Consider the following 21103-nt stretch of genomic DNA (forward strand, 5'->3'; position numbering starts at 1 on the left):
CGTATGCAACAACTTCTTTCTTCATGGTTTGTTCAGGGCATGGTGAAAGCCACCTCGGATATGTGGCTGAAAGGCTGGGACGAACGTAACGGTGGCAACGTCAGCCTGCGGCTGCTGGACGAGGAGGTGCAGCCGTTCGCGGCGGATTTTTATCCGCAGCCGCGCCGCGTCGAACTGAGCCAACCGGCGGTGGAACTGGCCAACTGCTGGTTCCTGGTGACCGGTTCCGGCAAGTTTTTCCGCAATGTGCAGCTCGACCCGGCCGACAGCCTGGTATTGCTGCGGATTAGCGAAGACGGCCACGCCTACAGCATTTATTGGGGGCTGACCAACGGTGGTGTGCCAACGTCGGAGCTGGCATCACATTTCCAGTCACACTGCGTGCGTAAAACCCTGACCGAGGGGCGCGACCGGGTGATTATGCATTGTCATGCCACCAATCTGATTGCCCTGAGTTACGTGCTGGAGCTGGACTCGGCAAGCTTCACCCGTATGCTGTGGGAAGGCAGCACCGAGTGTCTGGTGGTGTTCCCCGACGGCGTGGGTATCGTGCCCTGGATGGTTCCGGGCACCGACGGGATCGGTGAGCATACCTCGCAGCAGATGTGTTCACACTCGTTGGTACTGTGGCCGTTCCACGGTATTTTCGCCAGCGGCCCGTCATTGGACGAAGCTTTTGGCCTGATCGACACTGCTGAAAAATCGGCTCAGGTACTGGTGAAGGTGTTGTCGATGCAGGGGATGAAGCAAACCATCAGTAAAACGCAGTTGATCGCACTCGGTGAACGTTTTGAGGTGAAGCCCTGGGCGGCGGCGCTTAATGTGGTGCGTGAGCTATGATCCGCAAGGCCTTTGTGATGCAGGTAAACCCCGACGCGCATCAGGAGTATCAGCGTCGGCATGCGCCGATCTGGTCGGAGCTGGCGCAGACCTTAAAGCAACACGGCGTGCATCACTACAGTATCTTCCTTGATAGCGGCCGCAGCCTGCTGTTTGCCGTGGTTGATATTGAGTCGGAAGCACGCTGGCAGGCCGTCGCGGCGACCGAAGTATGCCAACGCTGGTGGCTGTCGATGCGTGAACTGATGCCCAGCCATGCCGATAACAGCCCTGTGAGTGAGGTGTTAACCGAGGTGTTTTATCTGGAATAGTCGGCAGGCGGGGGGATACCCCGCCTGATTTCCGTTCAGGCACTGGCACCGTCAAACGGATGGATCTTCAACGAATCCAGTGCCAGCTCCGGTACGCAGCGCAGGTTGACGGCGCACATTGCCGCGCCATCCGGGCCTTTACCGTAGGCGAAGGCCTCGGTGCCACAGGTTTGGCAGAACTGGTGCTGAATGATGTGTTTGTTAAAGGTATAACCGCGCAGTAAGTCTTCGCCGCTGTTCAGTACAAAGCTGTCGATCGGGAAGAACGCCAGCAACATGCCTTTACGGCGGCAGATTGAACAGTTGCAACTCAGGGCCTCATGGGGCAGATCGGCGTTCACCGTAAAGGTGACGGCGCCACAGTGACAGCTTCCTTTAAAGGACATAATGGTTCACCTGCTGGAAAACTCAGATTGAGCAATTATAGTTCACTTATTCACCGGATTGATTTGGCTGGGGCATATATCAGCGTGGAGAATGTGGATTCTGTGGTTCGACCCATTAGAAATACCTTTAAATTCTGTTAAGTTAGTCACTAGCGTAATCACAAGGAGAGAACGATGTTAGAGCAATACTACCCGGCTACGATGAGCTCCAAACCGATCACGGATGAGCAGCATAAAAGATTGGTGGCGGTGCAAGCGGCGCTGGAACTGATCAAGGCCACGCTGTCCGATACCAACGACGGTAACGGCGTGGATTTTCAGCTGAAAGCCGCTGAAAAGCACATTGGCCCGATGGCCGACGCCATCCAGGAAGCGTTGAAATAAATCCCGCTCCCGATAATCAACCGCCCCAGGGCGGTTTTTTTTGTGCCGTTTCGCTGGCGAACCAGGTTGAGCAACCCACCGCATGATTGCTGTGATTTTTTCATTAGCGTATTGCTTTTTTTCCGACTAGTGCTGTTTTCAGCCCCAACCTACTATGCAGATCCGGTTAATTACCAGGTTTCCTGTCATGTTCCAGAACACCGTATCATCAACTTCACCGCTGCGCTTTGGTGGGATTACGCTGCTGGTCAGCTTCGTCTTGTTCTTTGCGACTGCCGCGCCGACCCAGGGCGCGCAGGTTATCACCTTTGTCCCCGATATCGCTGGGGGATATCCCGAGAGCATTGCCTGGAATGAACACTCCGGGGCGTTTCTGGTTTCGTCGCTGCGCGGCGGGCAGATTGGCCTGGTTTATGAGGATGGGCGCTACAGGCGTTTCGCCGTCGGTCGTTCACAAATCACGACTTCCGGTATTGTCGTTGACGCCGTGCGCAACCGCGTGCTGGTCTGCAACGAAGATGTAGGCATTGCGCTCAAATCTTCACCCGGTACGCGCAATCGCGTCGCGCAGGTGCTTGAGTTTGATCTCGACACCGGTGCACTGCAGCATATATATGATTTCTCGCCGTTGAGCAAAGGATCGACGCTCGCCAACGATCTGACCATCGATGCGCAAGGCAACGTTTACGTTACCGATAGTTTTCAACCGCAGATTTATAAAATCGACCAGGCAACCAAGGCGGTTTCGATACTGGTGCGTTCCGAACGCCTGATGCCGGTCACGACCACTGCGGCGTCGGGGGCAAAACCCTATCTCAACGGCATTGTTTACCACCCGGACGGCTACCTGATCGCCGGGGACTATTCCCGTGGTCTGTTGTGGAAGGTGGCGCTGGATGGAACGCACGCGCTAAGCGAAATCAAGCTGCCACAGCGTCTGAAAGGGCCTGACGGGTTACGTCTCAAAAGCCCTGACACCCTGGTGGTGGTACAGTCTTTCCCCGGCGCCGGGCGGGGCATGTCGGGGGATGTGACGCTGCTTTCTTCATCCGACGGCTGGGCTAGCGCCCGCATTACCGCGGTTGCCACGCCGCCGGGATTGGATGGACCCACTGCGGCGGCTGTCAAGGATGGCGAGGTTTGGGTCGTCAATTCACGTTATCCCCGTCTCTTTGCCGATACGGCCAATGCCGATCGCACGCGCGAGTTTAGCCTCGTCAAGGTGGCGTTTAGCGATGGCCAGAACGTCACCGGGTCGCCATGAAGGGCCGTAGCGCCCACCGACGGGGCGTGGATTTTCAGCTGAAAGCCGCTGAAAAACACATTGGCCCGATGGCTGATGCCATCCAGGAAGCGTTGAAATAAATCCCGCTCCCGATAATCAACCGCCCCAGGGCGGTTTTTTTATGCCATTCAACCAGACAAATTAGGATTTTTTGTCTAGTGACAGCGGGAGAAAGTTGGCAAAATTCACCTCAGGATTATTTTAGGGAACAGGCGGAGGAGAGCGTTAATGAAGGATGTGCATATTGCCCTGTCGGGTGGCTGCGTGCGGTTGGCTTACCCGGGAGAGAACGTACTGGATTTCACCGATAATCTGTCATTTGGGCCGCTGTACGCACTGGATGACGATCGGGGTCTACAGACCCGCTCCCGCTGGTTTCAAGATTTGCATCACTCTATTCACGCCCCCGAATGGGACTCTTCCTCCCAGCGCCTGACGGCGATGGAAAATCTGAGAATGCAGTTGTCCTCCGTCAGCGGGCAGATGACGCTGTGGATTAGCGACAATCCCGATGAGCAATTGATGTTGCGCGCGTTGTTGCCTTTGCTGGGGGAGCGTTCAGTGTTTATCGTCAACGTCACTGAACTTGCCGGAAGCGAAGCCACTGGCAGTTGTCCGATTGAAACGCTCGAATCCTTGTGGGTTCGTCGGACTGAGCTGACGGCAGAAGACAAAGTGGCGCTCATTGCCGACTGGCACCGTCTGCTGAAGGAGAACGACCCGGTGCGGATCTTTACGCAGGGTGAAGTGCAGGGGAAAACGCTGGATTTCCATGACCCACTGTTGCTGCAACATTGCCCGAGCGACTTTACCCAGGGTTCCCGGGTGGTGGGTAACGCGATGGTGAATTCGCCCCATGGAGTAGGTGACACCTTTCTGAATTTTCGTCTGTATGCGCTGATTGAACAGGGCGTATTGCAGGCGCAGACAGGTGGCGTGAACATGAACCGGCTCCAGGTACGACAGGCTTAACCCTGCTCGCCCGGCGTTGTGTTATTTGTGCGGTGACATGGAAAAAATCGGTCAAAGCATTTTTCTCCGGCCTGCAGTTCTGCTTATAATGCATCACTGACTGTACAAATAAACAGGTGTGTCGTGATGACGCTGGTGTTGAAGGGTGAAAAGATTGCTCGTAACCGGTTTACCGGCGAGAAAATTGAAAGCGGCAGTTTTATCAACTGCGATTTTTCGGGCACTGACCTGATCGGTACCGAATTTATCGACTGTCAGTTTTACGATCGCGAAAGCCAGCAGGGGGGGAATTTCAGTCGCGCCTTGCTGAAGGATGCCAGTTTCAAAAACTGTGACCTGTCGATGGCGGACTTCAGAAACGCCAGTGCATTAGGTATCGAGATCCGTGAGTGCCGGGCGCAGGGGGCGGATTTTCGCGGCACCAGTTTTATGAATATGATCACGCCGCGCACCTGGTTTTGCAGCGCTTACATCACCAAAAGCAACCTGAGCTATGCCAACTTTTCGAAAGTGGTGCTGGAGAAGTGTGAGCTGTGGGAAAATCGTTGGAACAGCGCGCAGATCCTCGGCGCGACGTTTAGCGGCTCTGATCTGTCCGGTGGCGAGTTTTCCTCGTTTGACTGGCGTGCCGCCAACTTTACCCAATGTGACCTGACCAACTCGGAACTGGGTGAGCTGGACCTGCGCAGTACCGATCTGCAGGGCGTGAAACTGGACAGCTATCAGGTGTTTCAAATGATGGAACGGCTGGGAATTGCGGTTATCGGTTAAGCTTTTTGCACCATGGGGCCGTCAGGCCCTTACAGGGTGCGGCCAAGGGCGTTACGGCGGATAAATAATAAATGGTGTGTATAAATATTATAATAAATATTCCTTGCTTAAATAATTTCCTCGTGTATAAATAACGTCATCGGTTTGTAGTACAGACCTTATGAAAGCAGTTTTAGTAAAGCAGTTCTCAGTATTAGTGATATCCCATAGATACCTCTTCTTCCGCGAATTTCCTTCTCTAGTGCCCAAGTAAGTTTCCAATAAAAACAGACCTCAATCGCCTTATGGCGTCTCAAAAATATAAAGGAAATATCTATGTCTACTAAAATGACTGGTTTGGTAAAATGGTTTGATGCAGGTAAAGGTTTTGGCTTTATCTCTCCGGCAGACGGCAGCAAAGACGTGTTCGTGCACTTCTCTGCTATCCAGAGCAATGATTTCAAAACGCTTGATGAAGGTCAGCGCGTTGAATTCACTATCGAAAACGGTCAGAAGGGTCCTTCTGCCGGCAACGTAGTAGTTTTATAATTTATAGGTAGTGTTTTATTTCTTACGATAGCGAAGAAGGTGTAAACCGGAGCAGATAAGAAATAAAAGAATTACCTGAATAAACTCCGGGATTACCCGGAGTTTATCTAAATAGTTATATTCAGAATATTCCAATAGCAATAGTTATTGGCAACAGCAAAAAAGATTGGCGTCGTAATAATAATAACGGCAGTGATTCAGTCTATTTTTCTGTTGTGAAAAAGTTGTGCTTAGGCTGCGTAAGGTTGGAGTGTTGGACGGACGCTTACGCCATAACATGACAGTCGGGAAAGTGACCGACAAACATTGATGACCCTGGCCTGTGCCGGGGTTTTTTTATGCCCGCAGCCCAACGGACCCGAAACGAAACGGGCCTGTTGATAAGGGGCATCGTGCCATCAGAGGAACGATGGTGTCGATGAGCGATAATTTCACCTCTGAACTAAACTTAAATTGCCTAATAAATAGGCGGTCAGCGTCTGCTGGCAGGGAGCGTCATCCTGTTTACTGGCTCGAGGCGGAGGGCAGTTATCATGACTTATCAACATATCCTGGTCGCAACCGATCTTGGCGAAGATGCCGAGTTCCTGCTGGGCAAAGGCGCCAAACTGGCTGGGGCGCTGAATGCCCGATTATCTCTGATCTATATCGATATTCATCATACTGGCTATTACGCCGAACTGGGCGTGGGTGAATACAACTACACGGATCGCACTTTTTCTGAACGCGTGAAAAATATGCTCAATGCCATCAAAGACCACTCGTCTTATCCGGTTGAAGAGGTGATTATCGGGCGTGGCGATCTGATGGAGGAGCTGAATCGGGCGGCTAAGGACAAGGGTTGCGACCTGATCCTCTTCGGCCACCATCACGATATCTGGAGTCGGTGGGTATCGTCGGCGCGGCAGGCGATCAATCACCTGCAGGTCGATCTGCTGGTGGTTCCGATTGAGAAAAAATAAGCCAGCCCAGGGCCGCTATCATTCAGCGGCCCGATTTTTTAATAATCAATGCTTATCGGTAAGTGGCGGTATAGGGCCGTGACTGAACTTATTGATGGCTGATAGTACGGCCGATAAATAGTCACGCCAGAGGATTTTATCAATCTCATCAAATGGTTGGCCTAATTCCGATATTGATTGTTCTGACGCATTGAATTTACAGTGAATACCTCTTTTTGATTAGTAAACCGCACGTTTTGACTGTCCCTCTCCCCTCATGAGTTTTATCCTCGATTCAATCAGGATTTGTATGACTTATCAGAATACATTCACATGGAGGAGTTCTTATGCGTTTCGACAATAAAGTGGTCATCATCACCGGCGCAGGCAACGGGATGGGGGAAGCGGCAGCGCGCCGGTTTTCCGCTGAAGGCGCTACCGTGGTGCTGGCTGACTGGGCGAAAGAGGCGGTAGACAAAGTGGCGGCCTCACTGCCGAAAGGCAAGGCGCTGGCGGTGCATATCGACGTTTCTGACCACGTCGCGGTTGAGAAAATGATGAATGAAGTGGCGGAAAAATTGGGCCGCATCGACGTGCTGCTGAACAATGCCGGCGTGCACGTGGCGGGCAGCGTGCTGGAAACCAGCGTGGCTGACTGGCGTCGCATCGCCGGGGTAGACATCGACGGCGTGATCTTCTGTTCCAAATTCGCTATGCCCTATCTGCTGAAAACCAAAGGCTGCATCGTTAACACCGCTTCGGTCTCTGGCCTGGGAGGCGACTGGGGCGCAGCCTATTACTGTGCGGCGAAAGGGGCAGTGGTAAACCTGACACGTGCCATGGCGCTCGATCACGGCGGTGACGGCGTGCGGGTGAACTCGGTGTGCCCAAGCCTGGTGAAAACCAATATGACCAACGGCTGGCCGCAGGAAATTCGCGACAAGTTCAATGAGCGTATTGCGCTGGGGCGTGCGGCAGAGCCGGAAGAAGTGGCGGCGGTGATGGCGTTCCTGGCCAGTGACGACGCCAGCTTTATCAACGGTGCCAACATCCCGGTGGATGGTGGGGCGACCGCCTCAGACGGTCAGCCGAAGATTGTTTAAGCATTAATCCTCAGGCCCGGTGAAGTTAAACGCCGGGCCTGAGAGCTTTACACCCCAATCCGATCGCGCAGTTGGTAGTAGGCCGCGCCAATTGCGGTAAACGGAATTTGCAGGTTGCGACCGCCGAAGAACGGCAGGTGCGGTAGTTTGGCAAAGGCATCGAATCTTTCCGCATCGCCTCGCATTAATTCCGCAATCAGCTTGCCTGCCAGATGAGTACAGGTCACGCCGTGGCCGCTATAGCCCTGCATGTAATAGACGTTATTCTCCAGGCGGCCGAACTGTGGCATGCGCGACAGCGTCAGCAGGAAATTGCCGGTCCAGCGGTAGTCGATATTCACCCCTTTCAACTGCGGGAAGGTTTTCAGCAGTTTGGGGCGGATCAGGTTGTCGATATCGTCCGGGTCGCGCGCACCATACACCACGCCCCCACCGTACAGCAGGCGGTTATCACCGGTGATACGGTAATAATCCAGCAAATAGTTACAGTCTTCGACGCAGTAATTCTGCGGGATCAGCGACTGCGCCACTTCCGGTGCCAGCGGTTCGGTGGCCACCACCTGAGTGCCGCACGGCATGCTGCGCTTGGCCAGTCTTGGTTCCAGCTTATCACCCAGATAGGCGTTGCCGGCCACGATCACATAGCGTGCCTTCACCTGACCGCTGGCGGTGCTGACGATGGTCGGTTCGCCGTGACGGATATTAGTGACGGCCGACTGTTCGAAGATGCGCCCGCCCTGCAGGCGGATGGCTTCGGCTTCACCGAGGGCCAGATTCAAAGGATGAATATGCCCACCGCTGTGATCCAGCAGCGCACCGACATAGCGCTCACTGTTGACCTCCTGACGGATGCGCTCAGCATCCAGCAGTTCAAGCTGGGTATTGCCATAACGCTCCCAGTGCTGTTTTTGTTCGATCAGCGCGTGATATTGCCGGTTGTTCAGGGCGGCGAAGATGCCGCCGGGGCGATAGTCACATTCGATGGCGTACCTTTGGATACGGCTGCGAATGATCTCTGCACCCTCAAACATCATGCCACCGAGTATACGGGCGCTTTCCGCACCGTAGCGCTGTTCAATCACGTCGATGTCGCGGCTGTAGGAGTTCACCAGTTGGCCACCGTTGCGGCCACTGGCGCCAAAGCCGATGCGTGCGGACTCCAGCACCACTACGTTGTAACCGGCTTCCACCAGGAACAGCGCCGAAGACAGGCCGGTGTAGCCGCCGCCGACGATGCAGACGTCGCATTCGATGGAGTCATTCAACTGCGGGTAGGGCGCGTGGCTGTTGGCCGAGGCCGCATAATAGCTTTTTACGTGTTCAGTCATGATATCTGCCCTTATTCCAGCGAAATCCAGGTGGTTTTCAGTTCGGTGAATTTTTCCAGCGCGTGCAGCGATTTGTCGCGGCCGTTGCCGCTTTGCTTGTAACCGCCGAACGGGACCGTCATATCCCCGTCGTTGTAGTTATTGACGAACACCGTGCCGGCTTTTAACTGACGAGCTAACCGGTGAGCACGCGACAGGTCGCGAGTCCAGATGGCGGCGCCCAATCCGTAGTCGCTGTCGTTAGCCAACTGCATGGCCTGTTGTTCGCCGCTAAAACTGGTGACTGCCAGCACCGGGCCAAAAATTTCATCACGCGCCACGCTCATGGCATTATCTACCTGGGTCAGAATGGTCGGGCCCAGGTAGCCGACATGGCCGTTCTGTGGGTGCTCGCGGCCGTCCAGGAACAGCGCGGCACCCTGGCTCAGGCCCTGCTCGATATAGTCGGCCACTTTCTCGCAGTGGCCCTGGTCGATCAGCGTGCCCATCACCGTCGTCGGATCGAGCGGATCGCCCGGCGTGAAGGCTGCCGCATGCCGCTTCAGCGCCAGTAAGAATTCCTGCTGAATGCTCTCTTCCACCAACAGCCGGGTACCGGCGATGCACACCTGTCCCTGGTTATAGAAAATGCCGGCGGCGGCGCTCTGTGCGGCCTTGTCCAGATCCGGGCAGTCGGCAAAGATAATATTGGCGCTCTTGCCGCCGGCCTCCAGCCACACCCGTTTCATATTGGACTGGCCGGCGTAGATCATCAGTTGTTTGGCGACCTGGGTGGATCCGGTAAAGGTCAGGGCGTCGACGTCGTTGTGCAGCGCCAGCGCCTTACCGGCATCGTGACCGTAGCCGGGGACAATATTCAATACGCCGTCCGGCAGCCCGGCCAGTTGCGCCAGCTTGCCCAGATAGATTGCGGTCAACGGGGATTTTTCAGAGGGTTTCAGGATCACACTGTTACCGGTGGCCAGCGCCGGGCCGAGCTTCCAACAGGCCAATAACAGCGGGAAGTTCCAGGGTACGATGGCACCGACCACACCAATAGGTTCGCGTTCGATCAACGCCAGTGCATCGCCACCGGTGGGGGCAATTTCACCGTAAACCTTATCGACCGCTTCGGCATACCAGCGCAGGCAACGGATAGCGCCGGGCACGTCGTCGCGCAGGCTGTGGCGGATCGGCTTGCCGGTATCCAGCGTTTCCAACAGCGCCAGCTCTTCATGGTGTTGTTCCATCAATTCTGCCAACTTCAGCAAAGTGGCCTTGCGCTGCGCCGGAGCCGCTCTGGACCAGTCGCCGCGCTCAAACACTTCACGCGCCGCACTGACCGCCAAATCGATGTCGACGCTGCTGCCCCGGGCCACCTGGGTCAACTCACGTTGCCCGGCGGGATCCTCCACGGCAAAGGTTTGGCCTTCTACGGCCTGCTGATAGCGGCCATTGATAAACAGTTGGTTCTCAATTTTCAGGGCTTGCGCCCGGTGTTGCCAATACTGCAGATGGTGGAAGTCCATACCTTGCTCCGTTGATCAGAATGTCGTCGGCGTATGGGCGCTGATAATCCGGCAAATCCGCGCCGACGTGTTGCTGAAACTGTGGGGAATGCCGGTGTTGATGGCGTAGCTTTGGCCAGCCAGCAGGTGATAAGCCTGCCCGTTGACCTGCAGTACCACTTCGCCTTCCAACAGGGTGCCGATCTCTTCCCCCTGATGCTTGATACGTTCGCCGGTGGTGGTACCCGGTTCATAGGTTTCGATCATCATCGCCAGAGTGCGATTGGGGTCGCCGTTGTGGATCAGTTTCATCGATACCCCCTGGCTGCCAATCTCGATCAGATCCTGGCTGTCGATAACAATCTGTGGTTCATCCGGAATTTCCGGCTCGGCGAAGAACGCCGACAGTGACAGCCCGTACACCGTCAGCAGCTTTTGCAAGGTACTGATGGCCGGACTGACCTTGTCCTGTTCGATGGTGCTGATGGCGCTGTGGGTTAATCCAGACAGTTCGGCCGCTCGGCGCTGCGACAATCCCAACTGCTGGCGGATTTGCGACAGACGTTTTCCCGGTGCCAAGCTGACATCGCTCATGGGCGTTTTTCCTTTTGATAGTTCCGGCAGGCGCTAATGAACCCCTCAAACAACAGGCGCGACAGGGCGTACTCTTCACTGTTCCATTCCGGGTGCCATTGCACACCCAGCGCAAAGGGTTGGTCGCGCAGACTGATGGCTTCCACCAATCCGTCGGCAGCGTGAGCCTCGATGCGTACGTCGGGGCCGAGGGTTTTTGCTCCCTGGCCATGCAGTGAGTTGACCCAGAATCGGTTGCAATCCGGTATCAGCTGCGAGAGTAAGCCGCCTTCCTGAACGATGACCTCGTGGGCGGGGGCGTATTGTTGTTCCAGCGGCAGGTCGTGATCTTCACGGTGTTCGAGCAGTTCGGGCAGTTCAAACAGCCGACGGTGAAGGGTGCCCTGGCTGGCGACCACCATTTCCTGCATACCGCGGCAAATGGCGAAAAGGGGAATGCGCCTGTCGAGCGTGTGGCGGATCAACGCCAGGCTCAATTCATCTCGCCCAGGATCGGCGTCAGGCTCATCGCCGTTTTCACCATAAAGGTGCGGCTGCACATTACTGGGGCTGCCCGGCAGCAGAATGCCGTCGAGGTGCTCCAGCAATTCTTCCAGCAGTTTGGGTTCCGCCAGCGCGTGTGGCAGGGCGATTGGCAACCCTCCCGCGGCCACGACGGCATTTAGGTACTTTTCTTGCAAGGTCTGAGTGAGATGCCCGTTTAACCTATACCTGCACATCACTACGCCGACCACTGGTCTGTTAAATATATTGCCCATACTGTCCCCTTGGTATGTTCGAAATTATGAACGATAAGCTTCTCCACTGCCGTTTTCGTTCAATATTTTATAAATCTAGCAGCCAAATGGGCAATATTCAAACTCAAAGTAACACTTGCAAAACAATTTTGTTGCATCTATGTTTCATTGGTGGACATTATATTGAGCAAGATGGTCAAAAAACATCGACGGCAATAAGTGTGAGAACCACAGACAAAAAACATACATGGCGGGTGAATCATGCAGACCAACATAGTAGAAGTGGAAAACTTTGTTCAGCACCACGAAGAAAAGCGAAGTAGCGCGTTCCAACGTGAAGTGAAGAAGTACCTGGAGTGTTATCCATTAACTCAGCACGTTGACGTTCTGCTGACCGATCTTAACGGCAGCTTCCGTGGCAAGCGCATTCCGGTGGGCGGGCTGAGCAAGCTGGAGAAAGGCTGTTACTTCCCGGCGTCGGTGTTTGCGATGGATATTCTCGGTAACGTGGTTGAAGAGGCCGGGCTGGGGCAGGAACTGGGTGAGCCGGATCATATCTGTGTACCGGTCTTGGGCACCCTGACGCCGTCGGCGGCGGATCCGCAATATATCGGCCAGGTGCTGCTCACCATGCTGGATGAAGATGGTACTCCCTTTGACGTTGAACCGCGCAATGTGCTGAACCGAGTTTGGCAGCGTTTGCGTCAGCGCGGGCTATCCCCCGTAGTAGCGGTAGAGTTGGAGTTCTATCTCATCGATCGCCAACGCGATTCGGAAGGCTATTTGCAGCCGCCGTGCTCGCCGGGCACCCAGGAGCGCAACACCCAGAGTCAGGTGTACTCCGTCGATAACCTTAACCACTTTGCCGACGTGCTGAGTGAAATTGACGAACTGGCACGCATGCAGGGCCTGCCGGCAGACGGGGCGGTGGCCGAAGCTTCGCCCGGCCAGTTTGAAGTCAACCTGCACCATACCGATAACGTTCTGCAAGCCTGCGACCATGCGTTGGCATTAAAACGGCTGATCCGCATGGTGGCGGAAAATCACAACATGCAGGCCACCTTTATGGCCAAGCCCTACGAGGAACACGCTGGTAGTGGCATGCACGTGCATATCAGCATGCTGGACAGGCAGGGTAACAACGTTCTCGCCGACGATGACGGCGAAGACTCCGTGCTGCTGAAACAGGCGTTGGCCGGGATGATTGCCCTGATGCCTTCTTCTATTGCGCTGCTGGCTCCCAACGTTAATGCCTACCGCCGCTTCCAGCCGGGCATGTACGTGCCGACTCAGGCGTCCTGGGGCCATAACAACCGTACCGTGGCGCTGCGTATTCCCTGTGGCGATCGCGACAGCCATCGCGTGGAGTATCGCGTGGCCGGGGCCGATGCCAACCCTTATCTGGTGATGGCGACCATTCTGGCCGGCATTGTCTACGGTCTGGAAACCACGCTGCCGCTGCAAGAGCCGGTCACCGGCAACGGGCTGGAGCAGGAGGGGCTGCCGTTCCCGATCCGTCAGAGCGATGCGCTGTATGAATTTGAGCATCAGCCGGTGCTGAATGCGCTGCTGGGGGAAAGGTTCAGCCATGTTTACCTGGCCTGTAAAACGGATGAGCTGGTGCAATTTGAGCGCCTGATCACCGAAACCGAAATCGAGTGGATGCTGAAAAACGCCTAAACCCGCTCGAACTCATGATACCGCGCGCGTCTGGCGCATTCCGCCGGCTATCCTGTGGCCTGCGAAGCTACGCGCAGCGGTAAAGCATTTCTTCCACTTTGGCGTACAGGACGTCGGCGAGGAAAGAACCATGACAGCCTTAACTGTTTCTTCAGTTTGCGCGGGCATCAGCCCGTGCCGCAGTGAATACGGGCCATCCGTTGGCCGAGATTTTTTGTCTTTATCTTCGACTTCCCGCCGCCTGAGCAGCAGTATCCCCGCGGCCTCTCTGAATGACGTTAAACGGTTACCAGCAGAGGACAAAGAGGGGAAGAGTCATGACGATTAATGCGACTGACGGTGATCAAGCGGCCAAGCCGCAACTGCGTAAAACCCTGAAACTGTGGCAAGTGGTGATGATGGGCCTGGCCTATCTGACACCGATGACGGTGTTCGACACCTTCGGTATTGTTTCCGGCCTGACTGACGGCCACGTACCGGCATCCTATCTGCTGGCGCTGGCCGGCGTGCTGTTTACCGCCATCAGCTACGGTAAGCTGGTGCGCCAGTTTCCGACCGCCGGTTCTGCCTACACCTATGCACAAAAGGCGATTAATCCGCACGTTGGTTTTTTGGTGGGTTGGTCGTCGCTGCTCGACTACCTGTTCCTGCCGATGATCAATACCCTGTTGGCGAAAATCTATCTGACTGCGCTGTTCCCTGAAGTCCCGCCGTGGGTCTGGGTGGTGGGTTTTGTGATCATCATTACCGCCATCAACCTGAAAAGCGTCAATCTGGTGGCCAACTTCAATACCCTGTTCGTGCTGGCCCAGGTCGCGATCATCGTGGTGTTTATCTTCCTGGTAGTGCGTGGCCTGCATAGCGGAGAAGGCATGGGGACGGTGTGGAGCTTGCAACCGTTCGTCAGTGAAAATGCGCATTTGCTGCCGATTATCACCGGTGCCACCATTTTGTGTTTCTCGTTCCTCGGTTTTGACGCCGTTACCACGCTGTGTGAAGAAACGCCCGATGCCGCCAGGGTGATCCCGCGGGCCATCTTCCTGACGGCGCTGTATGGCGGGGTGATCTTCATCAGCGTGTCGTTCTTTATCCAACTGTTTTTTCCTACTATTCAACGTTTCCATCAGCCGGATGCGGCACTGCCGGAAATCGCGCTGTACGTGGGCGGCAAGCTGTTCCAGTCGATTTTCCTGTGCGTCACCTTTATCAACACCCTGGCGTCGGGCCTGGCGTCACATGCCAGCGTTTCACGGCTGTTGTATGTGATGGGGCGCGATAACGTGTTCCCGGAAAAATATTTCGGCTATATCCATCCGAAATGGCGCACGCCATCACTGAACGTGCTGTTGGTGGGGCTGGTGGCGCTGTCCGCGCTGTCTTTCGATCTGGTTACCGCCACGGCGTTGATCAACTTTGGCGCGCTGGTGGCTTTCACCTTCGTCAACCTGTCGGTGATCAGCCATTTCTATATTCGTGAAGGGCGCAACAAAAGCTGGAAAGACCGCTTTAACTATCTGTTTCTGCCGCTGGTGGGGGCGCTGACGGTCGGCGTGCTCTGGCTCAACCTGGAAAAAAGTTCGCTGACCATGGGGTTGATCTGGGCGGCGCTGGGCTTTGGTTACCTGGCTTATCTCACCCGGCGCTTCCGTCAGCCGCCACCGCAGCTGGAACGACAGCCACAGCAATAACTGAGTCAGGCGGGGTTTCCCGCCTTTCTTTTTTGTCCGTCGGACAGTAGAGTGAAAATACTGATAAAAAATAACCGATTGGATCATCTTTATGTCTTCACTCCCCGTTTCGTATAAAGCCACCTTGCTCGGTCTGTTGGCGATCCTGCTGTGGAGCAGCGTGGTCGGCCTGATCCGCAGCGTCAGCGAAGGACTGGGACCCATCGGCGGGGCGGCGATGATCTACAGCGTCAGCGCGGTTTTTTTACTGCTGGCACTGCGCCTGCCAAACCTTCGACAGTTTCCGCGTGCCTATCTGATCCTCGGCAGCCTGCTGTTTGTCAGCTATGAAATCTGCCTGTCGCTGTCGCTGGGTTATGCCAATACCCGTCTGCAGGCGATTGAAGTAGGGATGATCAATTATCTCTGGCCCTGTTTTACCGTGCTGATGGCGCTGGCGTTCAACGGCCAAAAGGCCAAATGGTGGTTGCTGCCCGGGCTGCTGCTGTCGTTGTTCGGCATTGGCTGGATCATGAGCGGCGAGGGGGGGTGGTCACCGGCGCAAATGCTGGCGAACGTGCACAGTAATCCGCTGAGTTATTCGCTGGCTTTCGCCGGGGCGGTGATTTGGGCCGTGTATTGCAATCTGACCAAGAAAATTGCCCAGGGCCATAACGGCGTGGTGCTGTTTATTACGCTGACCGCCGTCGCGCTGTGGATCAAATATGCCTTCAGCAGCGAAAGCGGCATGCAGTTCACCCTGCCGGTGACCCTGACGTTGCTGTGTGCCGGCATGGCGATGGGGGTGGGATACGCGGCCTGGAACGTGGGTATTCTGCACGGCAATATGACGCTGCTGGCGACGGTATCTTACTTTACCCCGGTGTTATCGGCGGTGTTTGCCGCGCTGGTGCTGGATACCGCATTGAACGCCAGCTTCTGGCAGGGCGTGGTGATGGTGACCCTGGGATCGTTAATCTGTTGGCGGGCAACCCGAGGAAACTAACGGAAATTATCCGCCGATTGCTCAATGTTGAACTAGAATCTAACTAGCGATCTTGCATGAAGGAACATAAAAAATGAGAGACGATATCCAATTCATTCAGCAACCTGTGATTGATGATGCAAGTTATATGCGCGGTGATACGGTGCGCCTGACCACCGCCAATCTGCGCCACGAATACCAGCTTGATGTCAGTATTCTGCGCCGGGAAGACAAGCTGATTTATGGTTCGGTGATCGCCGCCGCACCCAAGGTGGATATTCCACCCAAAGAGTGGGAAATCGAACCGGGTCAAGAAGTGGTCTTCCGTAAGGAAAATATCGCCAAAGCGATCCCCTCGATTAGCTGAGTCTCAGCCAGGGTTTTCGAACCTCCGTTTCCCTCAGTCACATTTCCAACAAATGCCGGTGCTAAAAACGCCGGCATTTTTATTTCTGCGACAGACCTGGTTACTTTTTTGTGTTGCACACAATTGGCACAAAAACTGCTTTAAAAATCACCGGGCATGACAAAAATCACAGCGATCGTGAATTTGCATGAAACATAATTTGACAAATGTGAACGCAATCGATTACCTATTCGCAAAATGCATAACTGGATCACAGATTCTTACACCCAGTGATTTCTATAATGCGCGCGTCGCCCGAGAAGTTTGTAAGCGGAGGCAACGCCAGGTGTCGTCAGACTCATTGTCATCTTTTCTAACGGGCAGGAAATGGCCCTTTAAGCATGTGGTAATAAAATGAAAAAAATAGCTCTCGCAGCAGGTATCCTGCTCGCAGCGTCTTACAGTGCATCTTCAATGGCTGATAGCAAAGACAGCCAATACGTCTCGGATTGGTGGCACCAGAGCGTTAACGTGGTGGGCAGCTACCACACCCGTTTCGGACCTCAGTTGAACAACGATGTTTACCTGGAGTACGAAGCCTTCGCCAAAAAAGATTGGTTTGATTTCTATGGTTATGTCGATGTGCCTAAATTCTTCGGCGTCGGCAACACCCCGGACCGCGGTATCTGGGATAAAGGCTCACCGATGTTTATGGAGATCGAACCTCGCTTCTCGATCGACAAACTGACCAACACCGACCTGAGCTTCGGTCCATTCAAAGAATGGTACTTCGCCAACAACTACATCTATGACCTGGGCCACGACACCGACGGCCGCCAGAACACCTGGTACATGGGTCTGGGCACCGATATCGAGACCGGCCTGCCAATGAGCCTGTCGATGAACATCTATGCCAAATACCAGTGGGAAAACTACCAGGCTGCCAATGAGAACAGCTGGGACGGTTACCGCTTCAAGGTGAAATACTTTGTGCCGCTGACCCAATTGTGGGGCGGCAATCTGAGCTACATCGGCTTTACCAACTTTGACTTTGGTTCCGATCTGGGCAAAGACAGCAACTGGACCGACGGCACCGGCAAACAGGTTCGCACCAGCAACTCGATCGCTTCCAGCCATATTCTGGCGCTGAACTACGATCACTGGCACTACTCCTTCGTGGCACGTTATTTCCATAACGGCGGCCAATGGCAGGACGGGGCGGATATCGGTACCCCACAGGGTCCAATTAAATCTACCGGCTGGGGTTACTACCTGGTGGCGGGTTATAACTTCTGATTTTCCGTGGTATCAGAATCAGAAAACCCCGCTTTAGCGGGGTTTTTTTTCGTCATCACTGCGCTTGTTCGCCGGGTAAATGCCGCACCGGCATAAATAATCGTCCTTTGATTACGTGGCATTCATTATCAATCCAACTGATGATTTGTTCACGACTCACGCCTTCGGATTGCGCGTAGCGGTGAAGATCGCCATTAAAGTGCTGCGTGATGTATTCCATGAGGGTCATTTGCATGTCTTTTGCTCCTGAACGCCCACCCGTTGCCAACTGGCCACCGCGGGAGGTTGAGGTTTCTCAGACGCCGAATTTAAAGTATTGGCAACCAAATCTCAACAAAAAGCACTGTATTGGTGCATTTGATGTCGATTTATCGGTAAAAAGAATCCCGCACGGAACGGCGGGAAGTATTCAGTACTATCACACTGAGTGATAAAAAATGATTTGAGGTGCAACGAAAAAGAGCTCGCTAACTCTTTTTTGTGACTTAGCCAAACTACGGCAAGGCTTATTTCGCTGCAAGAAAAATCTGGGTTTTAAATTCGGTTTTATCGAATAGTTTTGCGCTGGAATAATATTTGACTCTCTGGCCAGCCTGCTGTCGCTATAGGTGATCAAACTCTCAGAGTTTTCCGCATGCTTTATGTGGGGAATTACGCCTATAGTGAAGCTAATAACCCCTGCAGGAAATGACATTATGAGCAAACGTCGTACTACTCTCACAGTGCTGGCGCTGATTGCTTCGTTGGGTCTGTCATCCGCAGCGCTGGCCGATAAAGGCGGCAATGGCAACAGCGGCAATCATGGTAATAGCGGCAACAACGGTAATCATGGCAATAACGGCAATAGCGGCAAGCATGGCAATAAAGCCAAAGGTAATGATGGCGACCAGGGGCTGGTTTCCGTCAGTATTTCCCGCGATCGCGCACGCTCCCTGGCACGAAACTATGGCCTGACCGGTTACGGCTCTTTGCCACCGGGCATTGCTAAAAATCTGGCTCGGGGCAAGCCGTTGCCTCCGGGCATCGCCAAGAAGATGGTGCCGTCATCGATGCTGCGCGATCTGCCTTACTATCCGGGTTACGAATGGCGTATTGCCGGTGACGACCTGGTGCTGGTGGCTCTGAGCACCGCCCTGGTGGCCTCGGTGATCAACGGTGTCTTTAATTAATATTCCGCCATTCCATTTCAAGGCCTCGCTTCGGCGAGGCTTTTTATTTGCCTGAAGCAGGGAGAACGTGGTGAACTCTGCCCCTGGTTTTTCGGTTGGATAAGGAAAGGGCGATGTTGAGGATGTTATTGATTGCCTGCTGTCTGGTCAGCTTTTCTGCACTGGCGGACGGCGGTACGGCGCTGGGTGAACTGGTCAATCAGCGGTTGGCATATATGAAGGACGTTGCCGGTTACAAGGCGCAGCAGCATCTGCCGATCGAGGATTTGGCTCAGGAGGCCAGGGTGTTGGCCAGCACGCAAGCAGAGGCGGAGCGGTTGGGGTTGGATCCGCTTTCGGTGCGGCCCTTTATCCTGGCGCAAATGGATGCCGCCAAGGCGATTCAGTACCGCTATCGTGCAGACTGGCTGGCGCAGCCGGAAAGTGGCTGGCAGCCACGCCCGTTGGATAGCTTACGACCGCAGATTGCCGAACTCAGCAGCCGTATCTTGCAACGGCTGGCGCAGCAGCTGAAAACCGGTCCATTGACCGAGTCGGCAGGTAGCAGCTTTATTGATGCCATCACCCAGGCCAACCTCAGCGATGCCGATAAGCAGCGGCTGTTTACCGCCTTACTGGCCGTTCGGGCCGGCAAGGCGGGGTGATCAACCGGCACCGCTGCGCTGAAAGGTCAGCACCCGGCTGCGATTGGCGATCAAGTCCACGCTGTAACCGCGAAAATACAGGCAAAAGCGTTTTTGCCACGGGCCATCACGGCTTTCGACCAGCATGCGGCCCTGGCCCAGTGAGCTGATCGTTCCTGTCTGCGCCGCCGGCCCCACCCCAATGTGCACCTGGTCGCCGCAAATCTCGAAGGCGGTGCGGTATTGCGGGTGATACCACAGGCCCTGCACGTGCTTCAGGCATTCGCGATTAGCCGTGACCGGCAGGAAACTGCGGGCTACATGGCACACTTCGCCTTCAACCGCTTCACCGGTCCATTTCAGCCGCATGGGCATATGGGCGGAAAGCGAGACCGCATAGCCGTCATCGCCCTGATACAGCGGTTCATCGCTGCCCAGATAGGCGACGTTACCGTCTTTTACTTCCAGCCAGTAGGGCTCTGCTACCGTGGTGTAAATGCCATCGGGAATGGCGTTGCTGCGTTGCGGCAGTGCCTCATCCAGCAAGGCGGCCATCACCTGCAGCGCGATACCGAAGCTGTCGCAGTCCTCCCGGTTGGCTACCAGCGCCACACCGGCCTGTCGATCGGGGGCCAGCAGGAAATAGGTTTTGTAACCGGCGTGCGAACCACCGTGTCCCAGCAGGCGCTGTTTACCCAGTGGGGTTTGCGCCAGTCCCAGCCCGTAAGCGCTGAGTTGGCCCTGATTGAGATGGCGAGGTGCGCTCAGCTGTGCCAGTACGCCGCGCCCCGGACCCTGGTCGGCCAGCAGCGTCTGTAGCCAGCGGGTGAGGGCATTGGCGCTGCCGGTCAGGCTGCCGGAGGCGGAAAGATGCAGGCCGGCGCTGGCCAGTTGCCAACCCTGCTTTGAACGCCAGTAACCGGGCGTTAGCCCCGGCACTACGTCAAACCAGCTCTCTGGCGCCCGCAGTTGCACTTGCAGCGGTTGGGCGATGTGTTGCTGCACCAGTTGGTCGAAGTCATACCCCTTGGCCTGCAGGGCCGCTTCAACCAAGCGGTAGCCACTATTGGTATAAGTGATTTCGCTGCCGGCCGGATAGTTCAGTCCGCCCAGCCTCTGAAGGAACTGCATCACCGGTTGCGCCTCGCTGCGGGTATGCACCGAGATGCCCAGCAGCCCGAGGGTTTCCCGCACGTCAGGCAGTCCGCTGGTCATATCCAGCGCCTGACCGACGGTGACGTCCGCCAGCGGGGGATGCAGCTCCGGCAGCAAGTCGCCAAGGCGATCGTCCAGGCTCAGGGCGTTGTCGGTGGCATTCAGCGCCAGCGCAGCAAATATATGTTTGGTGACCGACGCGTAACGCACCACGCTGTCGGCGGTAAAAGGGGTGTTTTGTGCAAGATCGGCCAGGCCGGCGCTGGCCACTGCCCGGATTTGCGCGGCGTCGAACAGGGTAATCGCTCCACCGGGTTCGCCGTCGGACTGCCAGTCAGCCAGCAACCGCTCGGCGACTGCCTGTGCGGCGCGCCAGTTTAGCGGGGTTTCAGACATACTATGCCTCCAGAGTGAGTTTTCGATTTGTGACTCAGCGGACTTTTCGCCAGATTGTCGCGCACCGCGAAATCCGTGGGCCGCTGTTTTGTGCGCTGTTCCGACCAGATTGGGGGATT

The 21103-nt window shown here is 55.3% G+C and carries 23 protein-coding genes; 16 read left to right on the forward strand and 7 right to left on the reverse strand.

What is annotated here, in order from left to right; genetic code table 11:
• Positions 1-3 precede the first annotated feature (3 nt).
• Positions 4-840 (forward strand): rhamnulose-1-phosphate aldolase, encoded by an 837-nt coding sequence (gene rhaD / locus NHG65_RS10620; RefSeq protein WP_261415900.1) that lies wholly within the window; start codon positions 4-6, stop codon positions 838-840.
• Positions 837-1151 carry an L-rhamnose mutarotase gene (rhaM, locus tag NHG65_RS10625; protein ID WP_499183290.1) on the forward strand — a complete coding sequence of 105 codons (315 nt, stop codon included), beginning with the start codon at positions 837-839 and terminating at the stop codon, positions 1149-1151. The genes rhaD and rhaM overlap by 4 nt, the downstream gene beginning before the upstream one ends.
• 35 nt (positions 1152-1186) lie before the next feature.
• Here the strand turns inward: rhaM and NHG65_RS10630 are convergent, their stop codons facing one another.
• On the reverse strand, positions 1187-1537 hold the full coding sequence (locus NHG65_RS10630; RefSeq protein WP_207977860.1) for a GFA family protein: 351 nt from the start codon (positions 1535-1537) through the stop codon (positions 1187-1189).
• Between the two features lie 174 nt (positions 1538-1711).
• Here NHG65_RS10630 and NHG65_RS10635 point away from each other — a divergent pair, with 174 nt between their 5' ends.
• The 7 genes from NHG65_RS10635 (at position 1712) to budC (ending at position 7521) form a co-directional block, all read left to right on the forward strand.
• A complete protein-coding gene (locus tag NHG65_RS10635) occupies positions 1712-1921 on the forward strand; it encodes a hypothetical protein (RefSeq protein WP_037422351.1) in 210 nt (69 codons plus the stop codon).
• Between the two features lie 187 nt (positions 1922-2108).
• A complete protein-coding gene (locus NHG65_RS10640; RefSeq protein WP_207977861.1) occupies positions 2109-3185 on the forward strand; it encodes an SMP-30/gluconolactonase/LRE family protein in 1077 nt (358 codons plus the stop codon).
• Between the two features lie 249 nt (positions 3186-3434).
• The gene (locus NHG65_RS10645) at positions 3435-4178 is read left to right on the forward strand and encodes a DUF3658 domain-containing protein (RefSeq protein ID WP_499183291.1); all 744 of its coding nucleotides are present in this window, start codon (positions 3435-3437) and stop codon (positions 4176-4178) included.
• A gap of 126 nt (positions 4179-4304) precedes the next feature.
• The gene (locus tag NHG65_RS10650) at positions 4305-4949 is read left to right on the forward strand and encodes a Qnr family pentapeptide repeat protein (protein ID WP_499183292.1); all 645 of its coding nucleotides are present in this window, start codon (positions 4305-4307) and stop codon (positions 4947-4949) included.
• 315 nt (positions 4950-5264) lie between these two features.
• Entirely contained in the window at positions 5265-5477 is a 213-nt protein-coding gene (gene cspE / locus NHG65_RS10655; protein WP_012006483.1) for a transcription antiterminator/RNA stability regulator CspE, read from the forward strand.
• Positions 5478-6010: 533 nt separating this feature from the next.
• On the forward strand, positions 6011-6439 hold the full coding sequence (locus tag NHG65_RS10660; protein WP_219015986.1) for a universal stress protein: 429 nt from the start codon (positions 6011-6013) through the stop codon (positions 6437-6439).
• Positions 6440-6765: 326 nt separating this feature from the next.
• Complete coding sequence (gene budC, locus NHG65_RS10665) at positions 6766-7521, forward strand: meso-2,3-butanediol dehydrogenase (protein ID WP_207977865.1); 756 nt, start codon at positions 6766-6768, stop codon at positions 7519-7521.
• 47 nt (positions 7522-7568) lie between these two features.
• Here budC and NHG65_RS10670 read toward each other — a convergent pair whose 3' ends face one another.
• From NHG65_RS10670 to puuD, 4 genes are read right to left on the reverse strand one after another with little or no spacing between them, the layout of a single operon-like run.
• Positions 7569-8849 carry an NAD(P)/FAD-dependent oxidoreductase gene (locus NHG65_RS10670; RefSeq protein WP_207977867.1) on the reverse strand — a complete coding sequence of 427 codons (1281 nt, stop codon included), beginning with the start codon at positions 8847-8849 and terminating at the stop codon, positions 7569-7571.
• Positions 8850-8860: 11 nt separating this feature from the next.
• Positions 8861-10357, reverse strand: a complete 1497-nt coding sequence (gene puuC / locus NHG65_RS10675) for an aldehyde dehydrogenase PuuC (protein WP_099065570.1) — start codon at positions 10355-10357, stop codon at positions 8861-8863.
• A gap of 15 nt (positions 10358-10372) precedes the next feature.
• Entirely contained in the window at positions 10373-10930 is a 558-nt protein-coding gene (puuR, locus tag NHG65_RS10680; RefSeq protein ID WP_085116363.1) for an HTH-type transcriptional regulator PuuR, read from the reverse strand.
• Positions 10927-11688 (reverse strand): gamma-glutamyl-gamma-aminobutyrate hydrolase, encoded by a 762-nt coding sequence (gene puuD, locus NHG65_RS10685; RefSeq protein WP_085116364.1) that lies wholly within the window; start codon positions 11686-11688, stop codon positions 10927-10929. Before puuD ends, puuR begins: the two co-directional genes overlap by 4 nt.
• Positions 11689-11928: 240 nt before the next feature.
• On the opposite strand from puuD, the gene NHG65_RS10690 reads away from it, so the two are divergent.
• The 5 genes from NHG65_RS10690 (at position 11929) to NHG65_RS10710 (ending at position 17641) form a co-directional block, all read left to right on the forward strand.
• Positions 11929-13347: a glutamine synthetase family protein gene (locus NHG65_RS10690; RefSeq protein WP_099065571.1), complete on the forward strand. Its 1419-nt coding sequence runs from the start codon at positions 11929-11931 to the stop codon at positions 13345-13347.
• Positions 13348-13664: 317 nt separating this feature from the next.
• A complete protein-coding gene (locus tag NHG65_RS10695; protein ID WP_099065573.1) occupies positions 13665-15035 on the forward strand; it encodes an APC family permease in 1371 nt (456 codons plus the stop codon).
• Between the two features lie 91 nt (positions 15036-15126).
• On the forward strand, positions 15127-16020 hold the full coding sequence (gene yddG, locus NHG65_RS10700; RefSeq protein ID WP_099065574.1) for an aromatic amino acid DMT transporter YddG: 894 nt from the start codon (positions 15127-15129) through the stop codon (positions 16018-16020).
• A gap of 73 nt (positions 16021-16093) precedes the next feature.
• Positions 16094-16366, forward strand: coding sequence for a hypothetical protein (locus tag NHG65_RS10705; RefSeq protein ID WP_099065575.1), 273 nt, complete (start codon positions 16094-16096; stop codon positions 16364-16366).
• Between the two features lie 393 nt (positions 16367-16759).
• A complete protein-coding gene (locus NHG65_RS10710) occupies positions 16760-17641 on the forward strand; it encodes a nucleoside-specific channel-forming protein Tsx (RefSeq protein ID WP_112348323.1) in 882 nt (293 codons plus the stop codon).
• A 55-nt stretch (positions 17642-17696) separates the two neighbouring features.
• Here NHG65_RS10710 and NHG65_RS10715 read toward each other — a convergent pair whose 3' ends face one another.
• Positions 17697-17876, reverse strand: coding sequence for a hypothetical protein (locus NHG65_RS10715; RefSeq protein ID WP_017892577.1), 180 nt, complete (start codon positions 17874-17876; stop codon positions 17697-17699).
• 460 nt (positions 17877-18336) lie between these two features.
• Between NHG65_RS10715 and NHG65_RS10720 the strand changes: the two genes are divergently transcribed.
• Positions 18337-18810 (forward strand): anti-virulence regulator CigR family protein, encoded by a 474-nt coding sequence (locus NHG65_RS10720; protein WP_499183293.1) that lies wholly within the window; start codon positions 18337-18339, stop codon positions 18808-18810.
• A gap of 113 nt (positions 18811-18923) precedes the next feature.
• Positions 18924-19454 carry a chorismate mutase gene (locus NHG65_RS10725; protein WP_499183294.1) on the forward strand — a complete coding sequence of 177 codons (531 nt, stop codon included), beginning with the start codon at positions 18924-18926 and terminating at the stop codon, positions 19452-19454.
• Here the strand turns inward: NHG65_RS10725 and NHG65_RS10730 are convergent, their stop codons facing one another.
• Positions 19455-20984 (reverse strand): serine hydrolase domain-containing protein, encoded by a 1530-nt coding sequence (locus tag NHG65_RS10730; protein ID WP_099065579.1) that lies wholly within the window; start codon positions 20982-20984, stop codon positions 19455-19457.
• Between the last annotated feature and the right edge of the window lie 119 nt (positions 20985-21103).

Source organism: Serratia myotis (genome assembly GCF_027474885.1).
GTDB classification, from domain to species: domain Bacteria; phylum Pseudomonadota; class Gammaproteobacteria; order Enterobacterales; family Enterobacteriaceae; genus Serratia; species Serratia proteamaculans.